Annotated in this window: 18 protein-coding genes; 5 read left to right on the top strand and 13 right to left on the bottom strand. The window is 64.8% G+C overall.

Features of this window, described 5'->3' with window-relative positions; all coding sequences use genetic code 11:
* Window positions 1–73: 73 nt before the first annotated feature.
* Window positions 74–643 carry a L,D-transpeptidase family protein gene (locus tag AB7M16_RS18930; protein WP_453944826.1) on the bottom strand — a complete coding sequence of 190 codons (570 nt, stop codon included), beginning with the start codon at window positions 641–643 and terminating at the stop codon, window positions 74–76.
* Window positions 644–844: 201 nt separating this feature from the next.
* Between AB7M16_RS18930 and AB7M16_RS18925 the strand changes: the two genes are divergently transcribed.
* Window positions 845–1,531, top strand: coding sequence for a response regulator transcription factor (locus AB7M16_RS18925; RefSeq protein ID WP_008142830.1), 687 nt, complete (start codon window positions 845–847; stop codon window positions 1,529–1,531).
* A gap of 58 nt (window positions 1,532–1,589) precedes the next feature.
* Window positions 1,590–2,033, top strand: a complete 444-nt coding sequence (locus AB7M16_RS18920; RefSeq protein ID WP_018646009.1) for a cyclic nucleotide-binding domain-containing protein — start codon at window positions 1,590–1,592, stop codon at window positions 2,031–2,033.
* A 125-nt stretch (window positions 2,034–2,158) separates the two neighbouring features.
* Here AB7M16_RS18920 and xth read toward each other — a convergent pair whose 3' ends face one another.
* The 9 genes from xth to AB7M16_RS18875 form a co-directional block, all read right to left on the bottom strand.
* Complete coding sequence (gene xth, locus AB7M16_RS18915) at window positions 2,159–2,974, bottom strand: exodeoxyribonuclease III (protein WP_453944823.1); 816 nt, start codon at window positions 2,972–2,974, stop codon at window positions 2,159–2,161.
* A gap of 124 nt (window positions 2,975–3,098) precedes the next feature.
* Window positions 3,099–3,857: an outer membrane lipoprotein carrier protein LolA gene (locus tag AB7M16_RS18910; RefSeq protein WP_172787899.1), complete on the bottom strand. Its 759-nt coding sequence runs from the start codon at window positions 3,855–3,857 to the stop codon at window positions 3,099–3,101.
* 152 nt (window positions 3,858–4,009) lie between these two features.
* Window positions 4,010–6,490: a DNA translocase FtsK gene (locus AB7M16_RS18905; protein ID WP_212257862.1), complete on the bottom strand. Its 2,481-nt coding sequence runs from the start codon at window positions 6,488–6,490 to the stop codon at window positions 4,010–4,012.
* 9 nt (window positions 6,491–6,499) lie between these two features.
* Window positions 6,500–7,714, bottom strand: a complete 1,215-nt coding sequence (locus tag AB7M16_RS18900; protein ID WP_172787840.1) for an aminotransferase class I/II-fold pyridoxal phosphate-dependent enzyme — start codon at window positions 7,712–7,714, stop codon at window positions 6,500–6,502.
* Window positions 7,715–7,946: 232 nt separating this feature from the next.
* A complete protein-coding gene (locus AB7M16_RS18895) occupies window positions 7,947–8,351 on the bottom strand; it encodes a GFA family protein (RefSeq protein ID WP_439401845.1) in 405 nt (134 codons plus the stop codon).
* Window positions 8,352–8,555: 204 nt separating this feature from the next.
* A complete protein-coding gene (locus tag AB7M16_RS18890; protein WP_172787842.1) occupies window positions 8,556–10,004 on the bottom strand; it encodes an ammonium transporter in 1,449 nt (482 codons plus the stop codon).
* A 37-nt stretch (window positions 10,005–10,041) separates the two neighbouring features.
* Complete coding sequence (locus AB7M16_RS18885) at window positions 10,042–10,380, bottom strand: P-II family nitrogen regulator (RefSeq protein ID WP_008142813.1); 339 nt, start codon at window positions 10,378–10,380, stop codon at window positions 10,042–10,044.
* A gap of 310 nt (window positions 10,381–10,690) precedes the next feature.
* Entirely contained in the window at window positions 10,691–11,992 is a 1,302-nt protein-coding gene (locus tag AB7M16_RS18880) for an ammonium transporter (protein WP_172787843.1), read from the bottom strand.
* Window positions 11,993–12,126: 134 nt separating this feature from the next.
* The gene (locus tag AB7M16_RS18875) at window positions 12,127–12,465 is read right to left on the bottom strand and encodes a P-II family nitrogen regulator (protein WP_008142802.1); all 339 of its coding nucleotides are present in this window, start codon (window positions 12,463–12,465) and stop codon (window positions 12,127–12,129) included.
* A gap of 260 nt (window positions 12,466–12,725) precedes the next feature.
* Here AB7M16_RS18875 and AB7M16_RS18870 point away from each other — a divergent pair, with 260 nt between their 5' ends.
* A complete protein-coding gene (locus tag AB7M16_RS18870; protein WP_453944820.1) occupies window positions 12,726–13,616 on the top strand; it encodes a DUF4339 domain-containing protein in 891 nt (296 codons plus the stop codon).
* A 31-nt stretch (window positions 13,617–13,647) separates the two neighbouring features.
* A complete protein-coding gene (locus tag AB7M16_RS18865; RefSeq protein WP_439401844.1) occupies window positions 13,648–14,511 on the top strand; it encodes a DUF4339 domain-containing protein in 864 nt (287 codons plus the stop codon).
* Here the strand turns inward: AB7M16_RS18865 and tesB are convergent.
* Entirely contained in the window at window positions 14,508–15,371 is an 864-nt protein-coding gene (tesB, locus tag AB7M16_RS18860) for an acyl-CoA thioesterase II (protein ID WP_439365067.1), read from the bottom strand. The two genes, AB7M16_RS18865 and tesB, sit on opposite strands and share 4 nt — an antisense overlap.
* A gap of 149 nt (window positions 15,372–15,520) precedes the next feature.
* On the opposite strand from tesB, the gene AB7M16_RS18855 reads away from it, so the two are divergent.
* Window positions 15,521–16,741 carry a ubiquinone biosynthesis hydroxylase gene (locus tag AB7M16_RS18855; RefSeq protein WP_439401843.1) on the top strand — a complete coding sequence of 407 codons (1,221 nt, stop codon included), beginning with the start codon at window positions 15,521–15,523 and terminating at the stop codon, window positions 16,739–16,741.
* 196 nt (window positions 16,742–16,937) lie between these two features.
* Here AB7M16_RS18855 and AB7M16_RS18850 read toward each other — a convergent pair whose 3' ends face one another.
* On the bottom strand, window positions 16,938–17,135 hold the full coding sequence (locus tag AB7M16_RS18850; RefSeq protein WP_027535355.1) for a Trm112 family protein: 198 nt from the start codon (window positions 17,133–17,135) through the stop codon (window positions 16,938–16,940).
* A 120-nt stretch (window positions 17,136–17,255) separates the two neighbouring features.
* The gene (locus AB7M16_RS18845) at window positions 17,256–17,786 is read right to left on the bottom strand and encodes a TetR/AcrR family transcriptional regulator (RefSeq protein WP_453944817.1); all 531 of its coding nucleotides are present in this window, start codon (window positions 17,784–17,786) and stop codon (window positions 17,256–17,258) included.
* Window positions 17,787–17,819 lie beyond the last annotated feature (33 nt).

Genomic DNA, 17,819 nt, shown 5'->3' with positions numbered 1-17,819 from the left:
ATCCAGAGTCCCTCCGCAGAAAGATTCTGGATTGCTTCGTCGCAAGGGCTCCTCGCAATGACGGCGGCGTGCCTCACCCGATGATGATCTTTGTTCGCGGGCCCAGGCGCCGCAGCAATTGCAGCATCGCGGATTTCGTCATGGAGACGCAGCCGGCGGTCGGGCCGAAATTGTCGCGGGCGAGGTGCAGGAACACCGCGCTGCCGCGGCCGGCGATGCGGGGGCGCGTGTTGTGGTCGATCTCGATGATGAAGTCGTAGAGATGATCGGCGCGCTCGAGCCGGTCGCCGCCCTGCCCCTCGCCGAGCCGGATGCTCTGGTTGTAATGGCGGTCCCGCGGATCCTCGCACCAGGCGTCCTCGCCGGTGATGATCCGGGCCGGCAGGAATGTCCGGGGACGGCTGTGCCGGTCGCCCCGCCACCACAATTGCCTGGGCCGGAAGCTGCCTCTGGGGGTGCCGCCATCGCCCTCGCGCTTGTTGGCGAGGATGCCGCCTCGCCCCAGCGCAACCGGAATGGTCAGCGCTCCCATCGTCAGCCAGCCCCGCCGCGGATTACCGGCAGCAGGCTTAACGCGGATCGCCGACAGCGGCCCGGCACTTCGATTCCTGGTGTAACCGACTGAAGCTGCTTTATTTTTCATGTGAACGCGCAATGTCGAATTCATTACAGGACATTCATCAAAACGGCCTGCTATTCTGAGTTAGAGTGCTTCTGGCTTGTGAATCGGTAACAGCCCACTACTTCAACACGAACAACAATAATAACGGCGACCTTAAACTTCCCTCGCGGCTGGGTGCGGCATGGATGCGCGCCGAGCCGGACCCCAAAAGGATGACCCCCCATGGCCAATGCCCGCAAGATCCTGATCGTGGATGACGATACCGATCTGCGCGATACGTTGGTGGAGCAATTATCGCTACACGAAGAATTCGAGGCCTCCGCCGTCGATACCGGCGCCAAGGGCGCCAGCGCCGCGAAGGCCAACTCCCCCGATCTGGTCCTGATGGATGTCGGCCTGCCCGACACCGATGGCCGCGAGGTCGTCCGCTCCCTGCGCAAGGGCGGCTTCAAGGCCCCGATCATCATGCTGACCGGGCACGACACCGATTCCGACACGATCTTGGGCCTGGAATCCGGCGCCAACGACTATGTGGCAAAGCCCTTCCGCTTCGCCGTGCTGCTGGCCCGCATCCGCGCCCAGCTCCGCCAGCACGAAGCCAGCGAGGACGCGGTGTTCTCGGTTGGCCCCTACTCCTTCCGTCCCGGCTCGAAGATGCTGACCGCGGCCAATGCCCGCAAGGTGCGGCTCACCGAGAAGGAAACCGCCATCCTCCGCTTCCTCTACCGGGCCGGGCAGATGCCGGTGTCGCGCGAGACCCTGCTCCAGGAGGTCTGGGGCTACAATTCCGGCGTCACCACCCACACGCTGGAAACCCACATCTACCGCCTGCGCCAGAAGATCGAGAAGGACGCGGCCAACCCGGAGATCCTGGTCACGGAAGCCGGTGGCTACAAGCTGGTGCCGTGATACGCTTCGACGGCCTGCGAATCGTTTTAGATCGCATGCCTTCGAGCCTCGGACCTGAATGTCAATCGACGATGATGTAGCGCTTCTCGAGCGTGTCCCGACACTGCGCCTGTTGGGAGACGCCTCGTTGCGCATGCTGGCGATCGGCTCCGAGCAGCGCGACTTCGTACGCGGCGACGTGCTGTTCAATCTCGGCGACGACGCCGATGCAGGTTTCGTGGTCCAGCGCGGCGCCTTCCGGGTCGAGGACGGCGCCGGCGCCGAAATGATCGCCGGCCCCGGTGCGCTGATCGGCGAGCTCGCGCTGGTGGTGCCGATGAAGCGGCCGTCGAGCGCGATCGCGCTGGAGCATTCCTCCGTCATCCGCGTCGCACGCAGCCTGTTCCAGCGCGTGCTCGAAAGCGATCCCGCCGCGGCGGTGCGCCTGCGCGACGAATTCGCGGTGCGCTCCAGCCAGATCGCCAGCGATATCCTGATGGCGGGCGCGAAGCTGACGAGCTGAGCTCTCTCCGCTCGTCATTCCGGGGCGCGACGAAGTCGCGAGCCCGGAATCCATTCATCCACCGTCTGTGTTGCCCGATGGATTCCGGGCTCGCGTTGCGCGCGCCCCCGGAATGACAGGCGGGGCTAAACCTCCAGCGTCACCGTCACGGGGACATGGTCCGACGGACGCTCCCAGCTGCGGGCATCGCGCAGAATCCTGAAATCCTGCACCGCCTCCTTCAGCGCGCGCGAGACCCAGATATGGTCGAGCCTGCGGCCGCGATCGCCGACGGTCCAGTCGGCGGAGCGATAGCTCCACCACGTATAGACCTTCTCCGACATCGGAATGCGATCGCGCGCGACGTCGATCCATTCGCCGGCTTCGAGCGCCGCCTTCAGCTTCTCGGTTTCGACCGGCGTGTGCGACACGACTTTCAGCAGCTGCTTGTGCGACCACACGTCGTTCTCATGCGGGGCGACGTTGAGATCGCCGACCAGGATGTGGCGATCCTCACCGCGCGGATGCAGCGGCTCGCACGCCGTCATCTCGTCGAGGAAGCGGAGCTTGTGATCGAACTTCTCGTTCGCAACGGGATCGGGAATGTCGCCGCCCGCGGGCACGTAGAAATTATGCAGCACCAGCGGTCTTGCGATGCCCGCCTTGTCGCCGAACGACACCGAGATGTGGCGCGAATCCACCTTGTCGCAGAAGGTGCGGATGTCCTTTGATTCGAACGGGATCTTCGAGACGATGGCGACGCCGTGATAGCCCTTCTGCCCGTTCAGCGCGATGTGCTCGTAGCCGAGCCGCTTGAAGCGCTTCAGCGGAAAGGCGTCGTCGATGCACTTGGTCTCCTGCAGGCAGAGCACCTCCGGCCGCGCGCTCTTGAGAAACTTCGCGACCAGGTCGATGCGCAGCCGCACGGAATTGATGTTCCAGGTTGTCAGGGAAAGACGCATGGGGAATGCGTCTTAGCAAGCTCTCGTAGGGTGGGCAAAGGCGCAAAGCGCCGTGCCCACCGTCTTTTCAAGTCCGAGAATCGTGGGCACGCTTCGCTTTGCCCACCCTACGGCAGCGGAGCGCTCAACCCGGCGACGGCGTGCTGTAATTGGTGAAATCGATCTTGAACATGTTGGGGTCGAGCCTCTTGCTCGAATCCAGATTGTAGACCGCAATCGTGGTGTCGTAGCCCTGCGGATCGGTGACGGTCCACTGCTTGAGCTGGCCGTCCTTGGCGCCGAACATCAGCAGGAGGCGGCTGGTGCCGACCAGGGCCTGCTTCTCCTCGATGGTGACGCTGACGAAAACGTCGTCGGCCGAGACGTTGACGACGTTGGTGTCCTTCATCAGGTCGATGCGATCGGAGAGCAGGAAACGCAGCGGCGTCTGCGACAGCGGATAGACGTCCTGGGTCGCGAGCTTGCGGTCGCGCACCACGAGCGAAGATCCGTCGGCGACGATGTCGATCGGGCTCGGCGCGTCATATTCGAAGCGCACCTTGCCCGGTTTCTGGATGTAGAAATCGCCCTGCGTCTTGCTGCCGTCGGGGCCGACCTGGACGAAATTCCCGACCAATGTCTGCAGCGACGACAGATAGGCGCTGACCTTGGCCGCCTGCGCCTTCTGGTTGGCGTCGAACGTCTGGAAGATGCTGCTCGGCACGTTGCGCCGCGGATCCGGGATCACCGGATTGGGCGGCGCCTGCGTCGCGCCGGTGACGGCCGGCCCGCCGGCGGACGCGCCACCGTCACGCCCCTTCGGCGCGGGTTTCGGCACCGGCACGGTCTGCGCGAACGACGCGGCGGTCACCATCGCGGCGGTGACGAGAAGCACGCCGGCCATGCGCGCGCTTCGTGCGGCGATGGTGGCAGTGAATCGAATGTCCGGATGTCTGATCAACGCGTCGTCCTGTATGGCTGGGCGCCCTTTTACCGTGATTTCGGGCAAAAGCAGATATCGAATTTGCGTGAAATGATGTTCAGAGGCTCCTCGCCTCACATATGGCTGTCTTCTTCCTCGACCAGAATCTCGCGCTTGCCGGCATGGTTGGCGGGACCGACGATGCCCTCCAGTTCCATACGCTCCATCAACGATGCGGCGCGGTTATAGCCGATCTGCAGACGACGCTGGATGTAGCTGGTCGAGGCCTTGCGGTCGCGCTTGACGATCGCAACCGCCTGCTGGAAGAGATCGCCCCCGCCGTCGCCGCCCATGCCGGTGGCGTCGAACACGGCACCGTCCTCGTCCTCGGTCGGCTCTTCGGCGGTGACGGCTTCGAGATATTCCGGCTGTCCCTGCGTCTTGAGGTGACGCACCACCTTCTCGACCTCCTCGTCGGAGGCGAAAGGTCCGTGCACGCGGCTGATCCGGCCACCGCCCGCCATGTAGAGCATGTCGCCCTGGCCGAGCAGCTGCTCGGCGCCCATCTCGCCCAGAATGGTGCGGCTGTCGATCTTGGACGTGACCTGGAAGGCGATGCGGGTCGGGAAGTTCGCCTTGATGGTGCCGGTGATGACGTCGACCGACGGACGCTGCGTCGCCAGGATCACGTGCAGGCCTGCGGCGCGTGCCATCTGCGCGAGACGCTGCACCGCGCCTTCGATGTCCTTGCCGGCGACCATCATCAGGTCGGCCATTTCGTCGACGATGATGACGATGTAGGGCAGCGGGTCGAGCGAGAGCTTCTCTTCCTCGTAGATCGCCTTGCCGGTTTCCTTGTCGAAGCCGGTGTGCACGGTCCGCGTCGGCTCCTCGCCCTTGGCCTTCAATTCGAGCAGGCGCGTGTTGTAGCCGTCGATGTTGCGCACACCGAGCTTGGCCATGTTCTTGTAGCGCTCCTCCATCTCGCGCACGGCCCATTTCAGCGCGACCACCGCCTTCTTCGGGTCGGTCACGACAGGCGTGAGCAGATGGGGAATGCCGTCATAGACGGAGAGCTCGAGCATCTTCGGATCGACCATGATCAGGCGGCACTGATCGGGGCGCAGCCTGTAGACCAGGCTGAGGATCATGGTGTTGATCGCGACCGACTTGCCCGAACCGGTGGTGCCGGCGATCAGCATGTGCGGCGTGCGCGCGAGGTCGATGATGACAGGGTCGCCACCGATGGTCTTGCCGAGGCAGAGCGGCAGCTTTGCCACCGTATCGGTCGCCTCCTTCGCCACCAGCAATTCGCGCAGATAAACCTTTTCGCGATGCGCGTTCGGCAATTCGATGCCGATGGCGTTGCGGCCGGGCACGACCGCGACGCGCGCCGACAGCGCGCTCATCGAGCGGGCGATGTCGTCGGCAAGGCCGATCACGCGCGAGGACTTGATGCCGGGCGCCGGTTCCAGCTCGTACAGCGTGACAACAGGGCCGGGATTGGCCTTCACGATCTCGCCGCGCACGCCGAAATCCTGCAATACGCCTTCGAGCGAACGGGAATTGTTCTCCAGCTCGGCTTTGCTGAGCGGCTGGCGATCGCCGGCCTTCGGCGCGGCCAGCATGGAGACGGAGGGAAGATCGAACTTGTCGGAGGATTTCTTGGAAGCGGCCTTCGGCGCAGCCTTCTTCTTCGGGGCGCGCGCGGCGGGCTCCTCCTCTTCCTCCTCCTCGTCTTCCACGTCCTCTTCGTGCTCGTCCTCGTCGTCCTCGTCGTGAGACTGCGGCGAGATAGACGGCGCTGAGCGGCCGCCGCCGAGATTGGGCTCCTGGCGGCTGAAGGCGACAGCCTTGGTCTTCGGACCGCTCGAGACCAGCGAGCGGTAGGCAGCGCCTAGCAGCCAGATCAGCCGCGCCTTGGTGCTCATCAGCGCATGGAATAGCCAGCCCAGCGAGACCGAGCCGCGATCGCTCTCCTCGTCTTGGTCGAGCGGCTTGTCGTCTTCCTCGATCTCCGCGAGCTCGTCGTCATGCTCGCGTGCGCCGAGGCCGCAGGCGATCAGGAAAGTCGCGGTCATCGCGGCGAACAGGATCGTGCCCAGCACGATGCGATAGATCGTGCCGGCCGGCCCGAAGATCACCGCGGGCGCGCGCACCAGGGCATCGCCGACCACGCCGCCGAGGCCGGTCGGCAGCGGCCAGGCGCCGCCGTGCTGAAAGCAACTGACGAAGCCTGCCGCGATCACCGTGCAGAGAACCCAGGAGCCGAGCCGCAACGCCTCGCGATCGAACGGGCGATGCGTCATCATGCGCCAGCCCCAGACCGCAACGGTCAGCACCAGCATGATCGCGCCGAGCCCCAGGATCTGCATCGCGAGATCGGCGCCGATCGCACCGGCATAGCCGAGGATGTTGCGGATCGGCCGCGAGGTCGCGTGGCTGAGGCTGGGATCCTGCACCGACCACGTCATCAGCGCCGCGGCGGCGACGCCCGCCAGCGCGATCAGGCCGAGGCCGGTGAGCTCGCGCACGCGCCGCGCCAGCCCCTCGCGGATCGAGGGCGGCAGATGGCCGACCAGAGGAATGACACGTTCGATTGCCGACATGCTCACGGGCCCCGCCTAACCCAGAGTCTCGACCAGCCGGTGCAGCGCCTGCGCCGTGGTCTCGCCGTCCTGCACCAGCGCAAGGCGGATATAGCCTGCGCCGGGATTGAATCCGTCAGGCTGCCGTCGCGCCAGGAAGCTGCCGGGCACCACGCGCACGCCGGCTTCCCTGAACAGCTTGAGCGTCACCGACACGTCGTCGCCGATCTCGGAGGTGTTGAGCCAGACGCAGAAGCCGGCATCGGGCCGGCGATAGCCGTAACGATTGCCGATGATCTGGTCGGCGAGATCGAACTTGATCCGGTACAGCCGCCGGTTCTCCTCGACATGCGCCTCGTCGCCATAGGCGACAGTCGCGACATGCTGGAGCGGCACCGGCACTTGGGGTGCTGCGATGTTGCGCAGCTCGAGGAACATGCCGATCAATTTCTTGTCGCCGGCGGCGAAGCCGACGCGCAGGCCCGGCAGGTTGGAGCGCTTGGACAGCGACTGGAATGCAACCACGCGCGTGAAGTCGGGACCGGCGCATTCCAGCGCGCTGCCGGGAGCCTCGCGGGTGTAGATCTCGGAATAACACTCGTCGCTGAGGATCACGAAGCCGTAGCGGTCGGCGAGCTGCTTCAAGCGCTTGAAATAATCGGGCTTCGCGACCGAGCCCTGCGGATTGGCGGGCGAAGCCAGGTAGAACGCCACTGTGCGCGCCAGCGTCGCTTCGTCGATGGCGTCGAGATCGGGCAGGAAGCCGTTCTCGACGGTCGTCGGCAGATGGATCGGCTCGCAAGCGGCCGCAAGAGCGCCTGCGCCGTAGACCGGATAGAACGGGTTCGGCATCAGGATCGCGGGCTTGCCCGGACGCGGGCCGACATAGCGGGCGGCCGCGATCGCGGCGAGGAACAGCCCCTCGCGGCTGCCATTGAGGACGAGAATCTCGGTTTTGGGGTCGAGCGACCGCGGCAGCTTGAAGCGCGATGACAGCCAGGCGCCGGCGGCGTTGCGGAACGGCTCGGTGCCCTGGTTCATCGGGTAACGGCCGAAATCGGCGATGTGCTTGGCCAGCACCGGCCCGACGAAATCGGGCACGGGATGCTGGGGCTCGCCGACCGCAAGCGAAATCAAAGGCTTGCCCGGCTGATGCGGGGCCAAGAGCTCGTTCAGCCGGACGAAGGGCGAGCGTTCGGAATCGGAGCTTCCACTGGCCTGCGGCGCACGGGATGAAGCGGTCATGACCATTCTGGGCGCCAGTACTCTTGGAACGGCCGGTCGCACCAAGGCGCCGGCGGGAAGCGGTTCAGTTCACCATAGATAGGGCGAGGTTAAGACGCGATTAACCATCGGCCGCCGCCCGCGTCCAGAGCGGGAATAATCGGGCCGGACAACAACAGGATGGGAGCGACCGGGCGGGCTGGTTCCCCCACCTCTCCCGCTTGGCTTGCGGGAGAGGGAGCGCACCGTCATGGCGGCTTCAGCGCCCCGGCAGCTTCTCGAACGTCTTCATGCCCTCGGGGACCGTGTGGAATTCCTGCATGTCGCAGGTGTAGATCGCCATCTGCGGCTGGAACTGCGCCGGCTCGTCGAGCGTGCCGACCTTCAGGATCGCGGCGGGCAGGCCCGGAACCTTGGTCACGAGATGCGTGCCGCATTCGGCGCAGAATTCGCGCGTGACGGGGCGTTCGAGGTCCTTGCGCCGGAACTGCTTGGGTTGACCGGTGATGTAGGTGAAGCCGGCCGCCGGCATCGCGATGAAGGTGTTGGGCGCGCCGCCCGAGATGTATTGGCATTCGCGGCAATGACACTGCGCCTGCATCATCGCATCGCCCTCGGCCACGTAGCGCACCTCGCCGCAATAGCATCCGCCTTCCAAACGCATGACGACCTCCCGTTTGTTATCTTTGTGGTCGATATTTCTGCGCCGGCCGCGCGGAATGGCAATCCTTTTCTTCAACGCCCCGGTCAAAAGAAAGGGGCTCCAGCTTGCGCTGGAGCCCCTCAACGGTCAGGGCATTGCCGGGTATGTGCCCGAACCGTAGTTGTGGGCGCGGTCCCCGAGGAGACCGCGCCCGGGAGGAGAGGGTTACATGTTGTAGGCGCGCTCGGTGTGCTCGGTGATATCGAGGCCTTCACGCTCGCTCTCGACATTGGCGCGGAGGCCAACGATCACATCGACCACCTTGTAGAGGATCGCCGAACCGACGCCCGACCACACCAGCGTGGTGGCGACAGCCTTGAGCTGAGCGAGCACCTGAACCGCGAAGTCGTAGTCGGCGACCTTCGGCGGGATCGCGGTGTAGTCGACGATGCCTGCGCCGCCGAGGGCGGGGTTGACGAGAATGCCGGTGCCGATGGCGCCGACGATGCCGCCGATGCAGTGCACGCCGAACACGTCGAGCGAGTCATCGTAGCCGAGCGCGTTCTTCACGACGGTGCAGAAGAACAGGCAGACCACGCCGACCACGAGGCCGAGGACGATCGCGCCCATGACGCCGGCGAAGCCAGCGGCAGGCGTGACGGCCACGAGACCCGCGACGGCGCCGGAGATGACGCCCAGCACGGAGGGATGGCCCTTGATGATCCACTCCGCGAACATCCACGACAGCGCAGCGGCCGCGGTGGCGACGAAGGAGTTGGTCATGGCGAGCGCAGCGCCGCCGCTGGCTTCGAGGTTGGAGCCGGCGTTGAAGCCGAACCAGCCGACCCAGAGCAGCGAGGCGCCGATCATCGACATGGTCAGCGAGTGCGGAGCCATCAGCTCCTTGCCGTAGCCGACGCGCTTGCCGATCAGGAGAGCGCCGACGAGGCCTGCGATGCCGGCGTTGATGTGAACCACGGTGCCGCCCGCGAAGTCGATGGCGCCCATCTTGAAGATCCAGCCGGCGTCGGCGTTGATCTCGTCGAGCTTGGCCTGTGCCGCGGTCTTCGCCGCCGCATCACCCGCCGCAGCGAGCGCCTTGGCAGCGTCCTGGATCATGTCCGGGCCGGGCCAGTACCAGACCATGTGCGCGATCGGGAAGTAGATCAGCGTGACCCAGAGCGGAATGAAGAGCGCGATCGCCGAGAACTTCATGCGCTCGGCGAAGGCGCCGACGATGAGGGCGGGCGTGATCGCCGCGAAGGTCATCTGGAAGCACATGTAGATGAGCTCCGAGATGTTGGCGTCGACCGAGAAGGTCGCGGCCTTCGAATCGGTGGTGACGCCCATCATGAAGGCCTTGGAGAAGCCGCCGATGAAGTCGGAGCCGCCGGTGAAGGCGAGGCTGTAGCCGTACACGGCCCAGATCACGGTGACGACGCAGACGGTGTAGAACACCTGCATCAGGACCGAGAGCATGTTCTTGGAACGGACGAGACCGCCGTAGAACAGTGCGAGGCCGGGGATCGTCATCAACAGCACGAGCACTGTCGATGTCAGCATCCAGGCGTTGTCTCCCTTGTTGACCGTTGGCTCGGCGTAGGCTGCGGTCGCAGCGAACAGGCCGACTGCGAGAGCCGCCAATCCCGCGCCATGGGGACGCTTGAACGTCATATTGTATACTCCTGCTTGGATAAGGTTGAGCGCGAAATCAGAGGGCCGCGGCATCGGCCTCGCCGGTGCGGATGCGCACGGCGTGGTCGAGGTTGATGACGAAGATCTTGCCGTCGCCGATCTGTCCGGTTTTCGCGGCGGACGTGATGGCGTCGATGGTCTTATCGACCTGGTCGGAGGCGACAGCGACCTCGATCTTGATCTTGGGCAGGAAGCTCACGGCATATTCAGCGCCGCGATAGATTTCCGTATGGCCCTTCTGGCGGCCATACCCCTTGACTTCCGTCACCGTGAGACCGTGAACGCCGATGGCGGTCAGGGCGTCACGGACTTCTTCAAGCTTGAATGGCTTGATGATCGCCATAACAATTTTCATGGGTCCTATCCCCGCTTGGGCCCGGTCCGGACGTGGCCGGGCGTTCTCGACTGGTTCGCCACGAGGGAGAAGTTTCACTACGCGGGCACAGCCGGGACCCCTAGAATCAAATGCCGTGCCAGATCAGGCGTGTTGCCTAACGGACTATGAAGACGGGCGTTTTCGCGTTTGACGGGTGCTGCAATGCAGTGCGCTATTACGTCGCGCTTAAAAGGTGATCACACCTGCTCAAAATGAGGGCAGGACAGCCTCCCGACACAATGTTGCTCACGTGTCGGGCAGCAGGAAGGTAATTACGTAGCAGCAGGGCCTATTGCAGGGCTTCACCGTGCTGCGAAATATCCAGTCCCTCGAGCTCGTGCTCACGGGATACGCGCAACGGCACGAACAGGCCGACCAGCTTGAGCAGGATGAAGCTGACGCCCGCCGACCAGACGAAGGTCACGGCGACGCCGTAAAACTGGATCAGGAGCTGCTGCGGATGGCCCTCCAGCAGGCCAGCGGTGCCTCCGATGGCACTGGTGGCGAACACGCCGCCGAGCAGGGTCCCGGTCAGGCCGCCGATGCCGTGGACACCGAAGACGTCGAGCGAATCGTCGTAGTCGAAGCGGTGCTTCAGCCAGGTACAGGCCCAGTAGCAGACCGCACCGGCAATGATGCCGATGACGATGCCGTGCCATGGCGCGACGAAGCCGGAGGCCGGCGTGATGGTGCCGAGACCTGCGACCGCGCCGGAGATCATGCCGAGCACCGAGGGCTTGCGCCGCGTCGACCACTCGATCGCGCCCCAGGTCAGCGCGCCCGCGCAGGCGGCAAGATGGGTCGCGATGATCGCCATCACTGCGCGCGAATTGGCCGCGCCCGCCGAGCCGCCGTTGAAGCCGAACCAGCCGACCCACAACAGGCCGGTGCCCATCACCGCGAGCGACAGATCGAACGGCGAGAGATTCTCGGTGCCGTAGCCGTGACGGCGTCCCATCACCTTGGCCGCAACGAGGCCGCCGGTGCCGGCCGACAGATGCACGACGAGACCGCCGGCGAAATCGAGCACGCCCATGCTGTTGAGGAAGCCGCCGCCCCACACCCAGTGCGCCAGCGGAATGTAGACGAAGATGAACCAGGCGACGGAAAACAGGAGATACGCCGAGAACCGCATCCGGTCGGCGACCGAGCCTGCGACCAGCGCCACCGTGATGATGGCAAATGTCATCTGGTACAGCATGAACAGCGCTTCCGGGATCGTCTTGGCCGCAGGGTTGACGCTGTCCAAGGTCATGCCGGCGAGAAACCAGCGATCGAGCGTGCCGATCCAGGGGCCGTCGCCGACGAAGCACAGCGAATAGCCGAACGCCACCCAGAGAATGGAGATCAGCGTCACCGCGGCGAGGCTCTGCGCCATGGTGGCGAGCACGTTCTTCTTGCGCACCATGCCGGAATAGAACAGCGCGAGCCCGGGGATCGTCATCATCAGCACCAGCGCGGTCGCGACGATCATCCAGGCCGTGTCGGCGGTGTTGATCTCATTGGCCGCCGCGTGCGCCGGCGAAGCTACGACGGATACAAATCCGATTGGCGCAGCCATAGCAGCTGCGCGGCGCAACAATCCCGCCATGTCATTCCCCCCGGCATCAATTGGCGTCGCACGCTGTGGCGTCGTTGCCCGGTGCGATCGAAGCAGTCGTGTCAGAGCGTTTTCGAGCGAAGTGGATACCGGTTCGCGCGAAGAAAACGCGTCAAAACAAAAAGTCAGAGCGCGTCGCTGTCGGTCTCGCCGGTGCGGATGCGCAGCGCGTGGTCGATCGGCGTGACGAAGATCTTGCCGTCGCCGATCTGCCCGGTGCGCGCCGTCGCAGTGATCACGGCGACCGCCTTGTCGGCGACGTCGGAGGCGACCGCGATCTCGATGCGCAGCTTCGGCAGGAAGTTCACGACATATTCGGCGCCGCGATAGATCTCGGTGTGGCCCTTCTGCCGGCCATAGCCCTTCACTTCGGTCACGGTCATGCCGTGCACGCCGATTGCCGTCAGGGCCTGGCGGACCTCATCGAGCTTGAAGGGTTTGATGATCGCGACGACGAGTTTCATGGTCTGGCCTATTCCCCGGGATGCGCCGCGCCGCATGTCCCCGGCGCTGCGTCAATCTGGCATCTTTCCGGGCAAATGGCACAAAAAAGTTGCAGATTGAAGCGGAAAAACGTTTGGCCAAGGGTGGCCATGTGAACGGCCGCCTCTGTACAGGGCAGCTGTTCATCCTTCACAATGCATTTTTGGCATGGATGCGGTGAACCCAAGCGTGAACCAAAGCGTCCCGGCCGGTACATACGTAAGTTCGAGGGGGACGTTCCATGGCGAGTTGGTTCTACGCATCCGAGGGCAAGCAGCAGGGGCCCTTTCCGGAAGGGCAATTCCGCGATCTCGTCGCCCAGGGCGTGGTGCGCCCGGACACGCTGGTGTGGACCGAGGGGATGGCCGGCTGGCAGAAGGCCGCCGAAATTCCCGGCCTGATTGGCGGCGGCGCGCCACCGATGGTCCCAGGCGGCGGGCCCCCGGTGATGGGTGGCGGTGGTTATGGCGGCGCAGTGCGCGGCGGATCACTCGCCGTCGATTTCGGCATCTGGGACTTCACCTGGCGCACGCTCGTGCTCGCGATCGGCTCGTGCTTCATCATCCCGGTGCCGTGGCTGTTCGTCTGGTACACGAAATGGATCGTGCCCTGCATCAAGGTCCCCGGGCGCCCCAATCTCAGCTTCACCGGCAGCGCGATGACGCTGGTGCCCTGGTTTTTCGGCTTCATCGTCCTGGCGATCGCGCTCGGCTTCGTCGGCAGCCAATTGCTGAGCAATCTGCTGTTCATCGTCCAGATCGTGCTCTACTGGCTGCTGATCAAATGGATGATCGCGAACCTCGCCTCCAACGGGGAGCCGCTGGGCTTGAGCTTCACCGGTTCGGTCTGGGCCTATGTCGGCTGGAATCTGCTGTTCGCGATTTCCATCATCACCATCATCGGCTGGGCCTGGGTGGCCGCGGCCCAGATGCGCTGGTTCTGCCGCAGCATCGAGGGCACGCGGCGCGAGATCGTTTTCAAGGGCTCGGGTCTCGACATTCTCTGGCGCGGCATCGTGGCTGCGCTCCTGTGCAGCCTCATCATCCCGATCCCGTGGGTGTATCGCTGGATCATGAACTGGTTCGCCTCGCAGACCGAGCTCGCGCCGCGCGGCTCGCAGGCAGCCATGTGACGCCGCTGGCTTTCGCTAGCGAGCAGACGAGATGTCGAATCGCATCTGGTTTCACGCATCCGGCGGCAAGCAGAATGGTCCGTTTCCGGAGGCGCAATTTCGCGACCTCATAGCCCAGGGCGCAGTGACCGCCGATACGCTGGTCTGGGCTGAAGGGATGGCGGGCTGGCAGAAGGCCGGCGAGGTGCCGGGGCTCATTCCCGGCGCCGCGCCGTCGTCCTTGCCGGTCGATGGCGGTTCGGGCGGTGCCAGCGGTGGTCCGCTATCGGTGGACCTTCCCGTCTGGTCGTTCCTGGGATGGTGGATTCTGCTGATCCTAGGTAGTCTCCTTGTGATCCCGTCGCCCTGGACCGGGACAGGCTATTATCGCTGGCTCTTCCCGCGCATGCACGTTCCGCGGCGGCCGAACCTTGCCTTTACCGGTCAGGTTGGAGACCTCTGGTACGTCTTCATCGGGATGGCGCTGGCGGCCTATTTGGGCCATATCGACAGCACCCTTCAGATCCTGACGCTGCCGATTCAGGCGATCTTGTCCTGGGTGCTCATACGCTGGGTGGTCGCCAATATCAGCTCGAACGGTCAGATGCTGCCGATGACGTTCACCGGCAGCGTCTGGAGTTTCCTTGGCTGGCAGATCCTCATGATCCTCGCCGTGTTCACGATCGTCGGCTGGGCCTGGGTCATGGCCGCGTGGACGCGATGGATTTGCCGTCACGTCAGCGGAACGCGCCGCGAGATGGTCTTCACCGCCACCGGTTTTCAACTGCTTTGGCGCACCGTCGCTTTTTTCCTCGGATGCCTTTTCATCATTCCGATTCCGTGGCTGCTACGCTGGTATTTCGCCTGGGGCATGACACAGTTCGTACTCGTCGAGCGCACGAGGGCAACGATCTAAGACTTCCGCTCGCGCACCGAGCCTTCCTGCGCGACGGAGGCGACCAGCGTGCCGTCCGGCTTGAAGATCGAGCCGCGGGTCAGGCCGCGGCCGGATTGCGCGCTCGGCGAATCCTGCGCATAGAGCAGCCATTCGTCGGCACGGAACGGGCGGTGAAACCACATCGCGTGGTCGAGGCTCGCCGGCATCATGCGCTTGTCGAACAGCGTGCGGCCATAGCGCGCCATGATCGCGTCGAGCAGCGAGAAGTCCGAGGCATAGGCGAGCGCGCACATGTGCAGCGCCGGGTCGTCAGGCAGCTTCGCGGCGGTCCTGATCCAGACGTGGATGCGGCCGTCGTCGATCTTCTGGCCGAAATAGCGGCCGAGCTCGACCGGACGAAGCTCGATCGGCCGATCGGATTCGTAGTAGCGGCGGATGAAGTCCGGCATCTCCTTGAACATCGGCTGCTTCGCCACCTCCTCCGCCGTCAGCTTTTCCGGCGGCGGCACATCAGGCATCTTGTCCTGGTGGTCGAACGCAGTCTCTTCCTCGGCATGGAACGACACCATGATCGAGAAGATTGCGTTGCCGTGCTGGATCGCGGTGACGCGGCGGGTCGAATAGCTCTTGCCGTCGCGCAGACGCTCGACCTGGTAGATGATCGGGATCTGCGGATCGCCCGGCAGGATGAAATAACAATGCAGCGAATGCGGCAGCCGGCCCTCGACGGTGCGGCAGGCCGCGACCATTGCCTGCCCGATCACCTGGCCACCGAACACCCGCTGCCAGCTCGTCTTCGGGCTGTTGCCGCGGAACAGGTTCACCTCGAGCTGCTCGAGGTCGAGGATCGCGATCAGGTCGATCAGGCCTTTGGACATGAACACAGCTCTCTGAAGTCGTCATTCCGGGCTCGCGACTTCGTCGCGCCCCGGAATGACACAATGGGGCTAGCTGCCCTCGTTTCACCGCACTGTTTCGCCCAGCTCAAGTCTGCTAGCAAGACCGAGAATTGACCGGGAAGCTTGGTATGTCGGTACAGGGTAGCATTGTCATTGGTGGCGGCGCGTTTGCCGGCCTCGCGCTGGCCTTGGCGCTGCGCCAGGGGCTGGGGCCCGAGATCCCCGTCGTCGTCGCCGATCCCGCGCTCGGCACGCGGCCGAGCCGCGACCCACGCGCCACTGCGATCGTCGCCGCCTGCCGCCGCCTGTTCGAGACGATCGGGGCCTGGGACGACGTGCGGGGCGAGGCCCAGCCGATCCTCGACATGGTCGTCACCGATTCCAAGCTGGAGGACGCCACCCGTCCGGTGTTCCTGAACTTTGCCGGCGACGTCGCGCCGGGCGAGCCCTTCGCGCATATGGTCGAGAACCGTCGGCTGATCGATGCGCTGGTGGTGCGTGCGGAGGCCGAAGGCATCGATCTCAGCGCCACCCCGGTCGCGTCTTACGATGCGCGCTCCGACGGCATCGACGTGACGCTCGGCGACGGCAGCGTGATCGCGGCGAGCCTCTTGGTCGCCGCCGATGGTGCGCGCTCGAAATTGCGCGAGCGCGCCGGCATCGCCACCCATGGCTGGGAGTACGACCAATCCGGCATCGTCGTCACCGTCGGCCATGAGCGCGATCATGAGGGCCGCGCCGAAGAACACTTTCTGCCGGCCGGTCCCTTCGCGATCCTGCCGCTCACCGGCAAACGCTCCTCGCTGGTGTGGACCGAGCGCCGCACGGAGGCCGCGCGCATCATCGCCCTCAGCGACGAGGAATTCCATGCGGAGCTCGAGCAGCGCTTCGGCCTGCATCTCGGCGAGGTCAAGGTGCTCGACAAGCCGCGGGCCTTTCCGCTGTCTTATTTCGTCGCGCGCTCCTTCATCGCCGAGCGCCTTGCGCTGGTCGGCGATGCCGCCCATGTCATCCATCCGATCGCGGGTCAGGGCCTCAACATGGGCCTGAAGGACGTCGCCGCGCTGGCCGAAGTGGTGGTCGATGCCGCGCGGCTCGGCATGGATATCGGCGGGGCGGACGTGCTCGAACGCTACCAGCGCTGGCGCCGCTTCGACACGATGGCGATGGGCGTCGCCACCAACTCGCTGAATTTCCTGTTCTCCAACCAGTCGACGCTGTTGCGCACGGTGCGCGACATCGGCCTCGGCCTCGTCGACCGCGCCCCGCCGCTGAAGAACCTCTTCATCCGCCAGGCCGCCGGCCTCACCGGCGAGGTGCCGCGGCTGTTGAAGGGCGAGGCGTTGTAGCCGCACCTCTCCTGTCATCCCGGGGCGCGCGTAGCGCGAGCCCGGGATCCATAGCCACAGGATGTAGTTTGGCGAAGACCCGGAGTTACCAGCTCGCGTCATAACCACTCCCTGTGGTTATGGGTCCCGGGCTCGCTTCGCGCCCCGGGACGACAGCGATAGTGTTGCATGGCCGTCGTGCGATACGGCCATCCCCTCAATCGATCTTGCGCGCCTCTTCCGGCAGCATGATCGGGATGCCGTCCCGGATCGGATAAGCGAGCTTGGCGCTGCGCGAGATCAGCTCCTGCTTTGCGGAATCGAATTCCAGCGGGCCCTTGGTCAGCGGGCAGACCAGGATCTCCAGCAGTTTTGGATCGACGCTGGGTTCGGGACGTTCGGTGGGCGCGTTCATGGGAGTCTCCGGCACTCGCCTGCCTTTACCATAGAAATTCGCACCCGCCATCACGGCCTCAGGTTGTTGTTTACGCATGATCTTTCCGGAAAACCGCTTCGCACTTTTCCGGATCATGCTTTAGGCGCAGACCATCGCCAGGAGCTCGTCGAGCATGGCCTGCAGCCGCGCGGCCGTGATTGACGGGCTCGACAGGGCGAAACCGAGAAATGTCCAGTACAGGATCTGCGCGCGGGCCACCGCCGTTGCCGGGGCCTGCCCACGCTTTTGCAGCAGCTCTTCGATGTAGTCGAGCCTGCGGCGGTCGATTGCGCGCACCGCCCCTTGCGCGCTCGCATCGAACGCCGCCCAATTGCGCACGGCGCGCTCGAGGTCGAGCCGCGCGCCGAAGGATCTCCGCAGCAGCATCCTGAGCGGCTCGTCGCTGGCCGCTTCGACGTCGGCGATGATCTGCTCGGCCGCGATCTCGCGCCAGCGCTTCAGCACCGCGGCGTGAAACGCGGCCAGATCGGCGAAATGCCAATAGAAGCTGCCGCGCGACACCCCCATGGCCTTGGCGAGCGGATCGGCCTTCAGCGCCGTGAAGCCGCTTCTGGCCAGTGCCTTGAGGCCCTGGCTGGTCCAGTCGTCGGCGGAGAGCTGTTGGTTCATGTCACTTCCCGGAATCGTACCATACACTAGTGT

This window comes from Bradyrhizobium sp. USDA 372 (genome assembly GCF_053629095.1).
Note: the sequence above shows the minus strand (reverse complement) of the source record. Positions and strands in the feature narration are given on the sequence as shown.

Coding starts and splice junctions, on each gene's coding strand:
- AB7M16_RS18930 (WP_453944826.1), bottom strand. CDS start 643: ATGAAAAATAAAGCAGCTTCAGTCGGTTACACCAGGAATCGAAGTGCC.
- AB7M16_RS18925 (WP_008142830.1), top strand. CDS start 845: ATGGCCAATGCCCGCAAGATCCTGATCGTGGATGACGATACCGATCTG.
- AB7M16_RS18920 (WP_018646009.1), top strand. CDS start 1,590: ATGTCAATCGACGATGATGTAGCGCTTCTCGAGCGTGTCCCGACACTG.
- xth (WP_453944823.1), bottom strand. CDS start 2,974: ATGCGTCTTTCCCTGACAACCTGGAACATCAATTCCGTGCGGCTGCGC.
- AB7M16_RS18910 (WP_172787899.1), bottom strand. CDS start 3,857: ATGGCCGGCGTGCTTCTCGTCACCGCCGCGATGGTGACCGCCGCGTCG.
- AB7M16_RS18900 (WP_172787840.1), bottom strand. CDS start 7,714: ATGGTCATGACCGCTTCATCCCGTGCGCCGCAGGCCAGTGGAAGCTCC.
- AB7M16_RS18895 (WP_439401845.1), bottom strand. CDS start 8,351: ATGCGTTTGGAAGGCGGATGCTATTGCGGCGAGGTGCGCTACGTGGCC.
- AB7M16_RS18890 (WP_172787842.1), bottom strand. CDS start 10,004: ATGACGTTCAAGCGTCCCCATGGCGCGGGATTGGCGGCTCTCGCAGTC.
- AB7M16_RS18885 (WP_008142813.1), bottom strand. CDS start 10,380: ATGAAAATTGTTATGGCGATCATCAAGCCATTCAAGCTTGAAGAAGTC.
- AB7M16_RS18880 (WP_172787843.1), bottom strand. CDS start 11,992: ATGGCGGGATTGTTGCGCCGCGCAGCTGCTATGGCTGCGCCAATCGGA.
- AB7M16_RS18875 (WP_008142802.1), bottom strand. CDS start 12,465: ATGAAACTCGTCGTCGCGATCATCAAACCCTTCAAGCTCGATGAGGTC.
- AB7M16_RS18870 (WP_453944820.1), top strand. CDS start 12,726: ATGGCGAGTTGGTTCTACGCATCCGAGGGCAAGCAGCAGGGGCCCTTT.
- AB7M16_RS18865 (WP_439401844.1), top strand. CDS start 13,648: ATGTCGAATCGCATCTGGTTTCACGCATCCGGCGGCAAGCAGAATGGT.
- tesB (WP_439365067.1), bottom strand. CDS start 15,371: ATGTCCAAAGGCCTGATCGACCTGATCGCGATCCTCGACCTCGAGCAG.
- AB7M16_RS18855 (WP_439401843.1), top strand. CDS start 15,521: ATGTCGGTACAGGGTAGCATTGTCATTGGTGGCGGCGCGTTTGCCGGC.
- AB7M16_RS18850 (WP_027535355.1), bottom strand. CDS start 17,135: ATGAACGCGCCCACCGAACGTCCCGAACCCAGCGTCGATCCAAAACTG.
- AB7M16_RS18845 (WP_453944817.1), bottom strand. CDS start 17,786: ATGAACCAACAGCTCTCCGCCGACGACTGGACCAGCCAGGGCCTCAAG.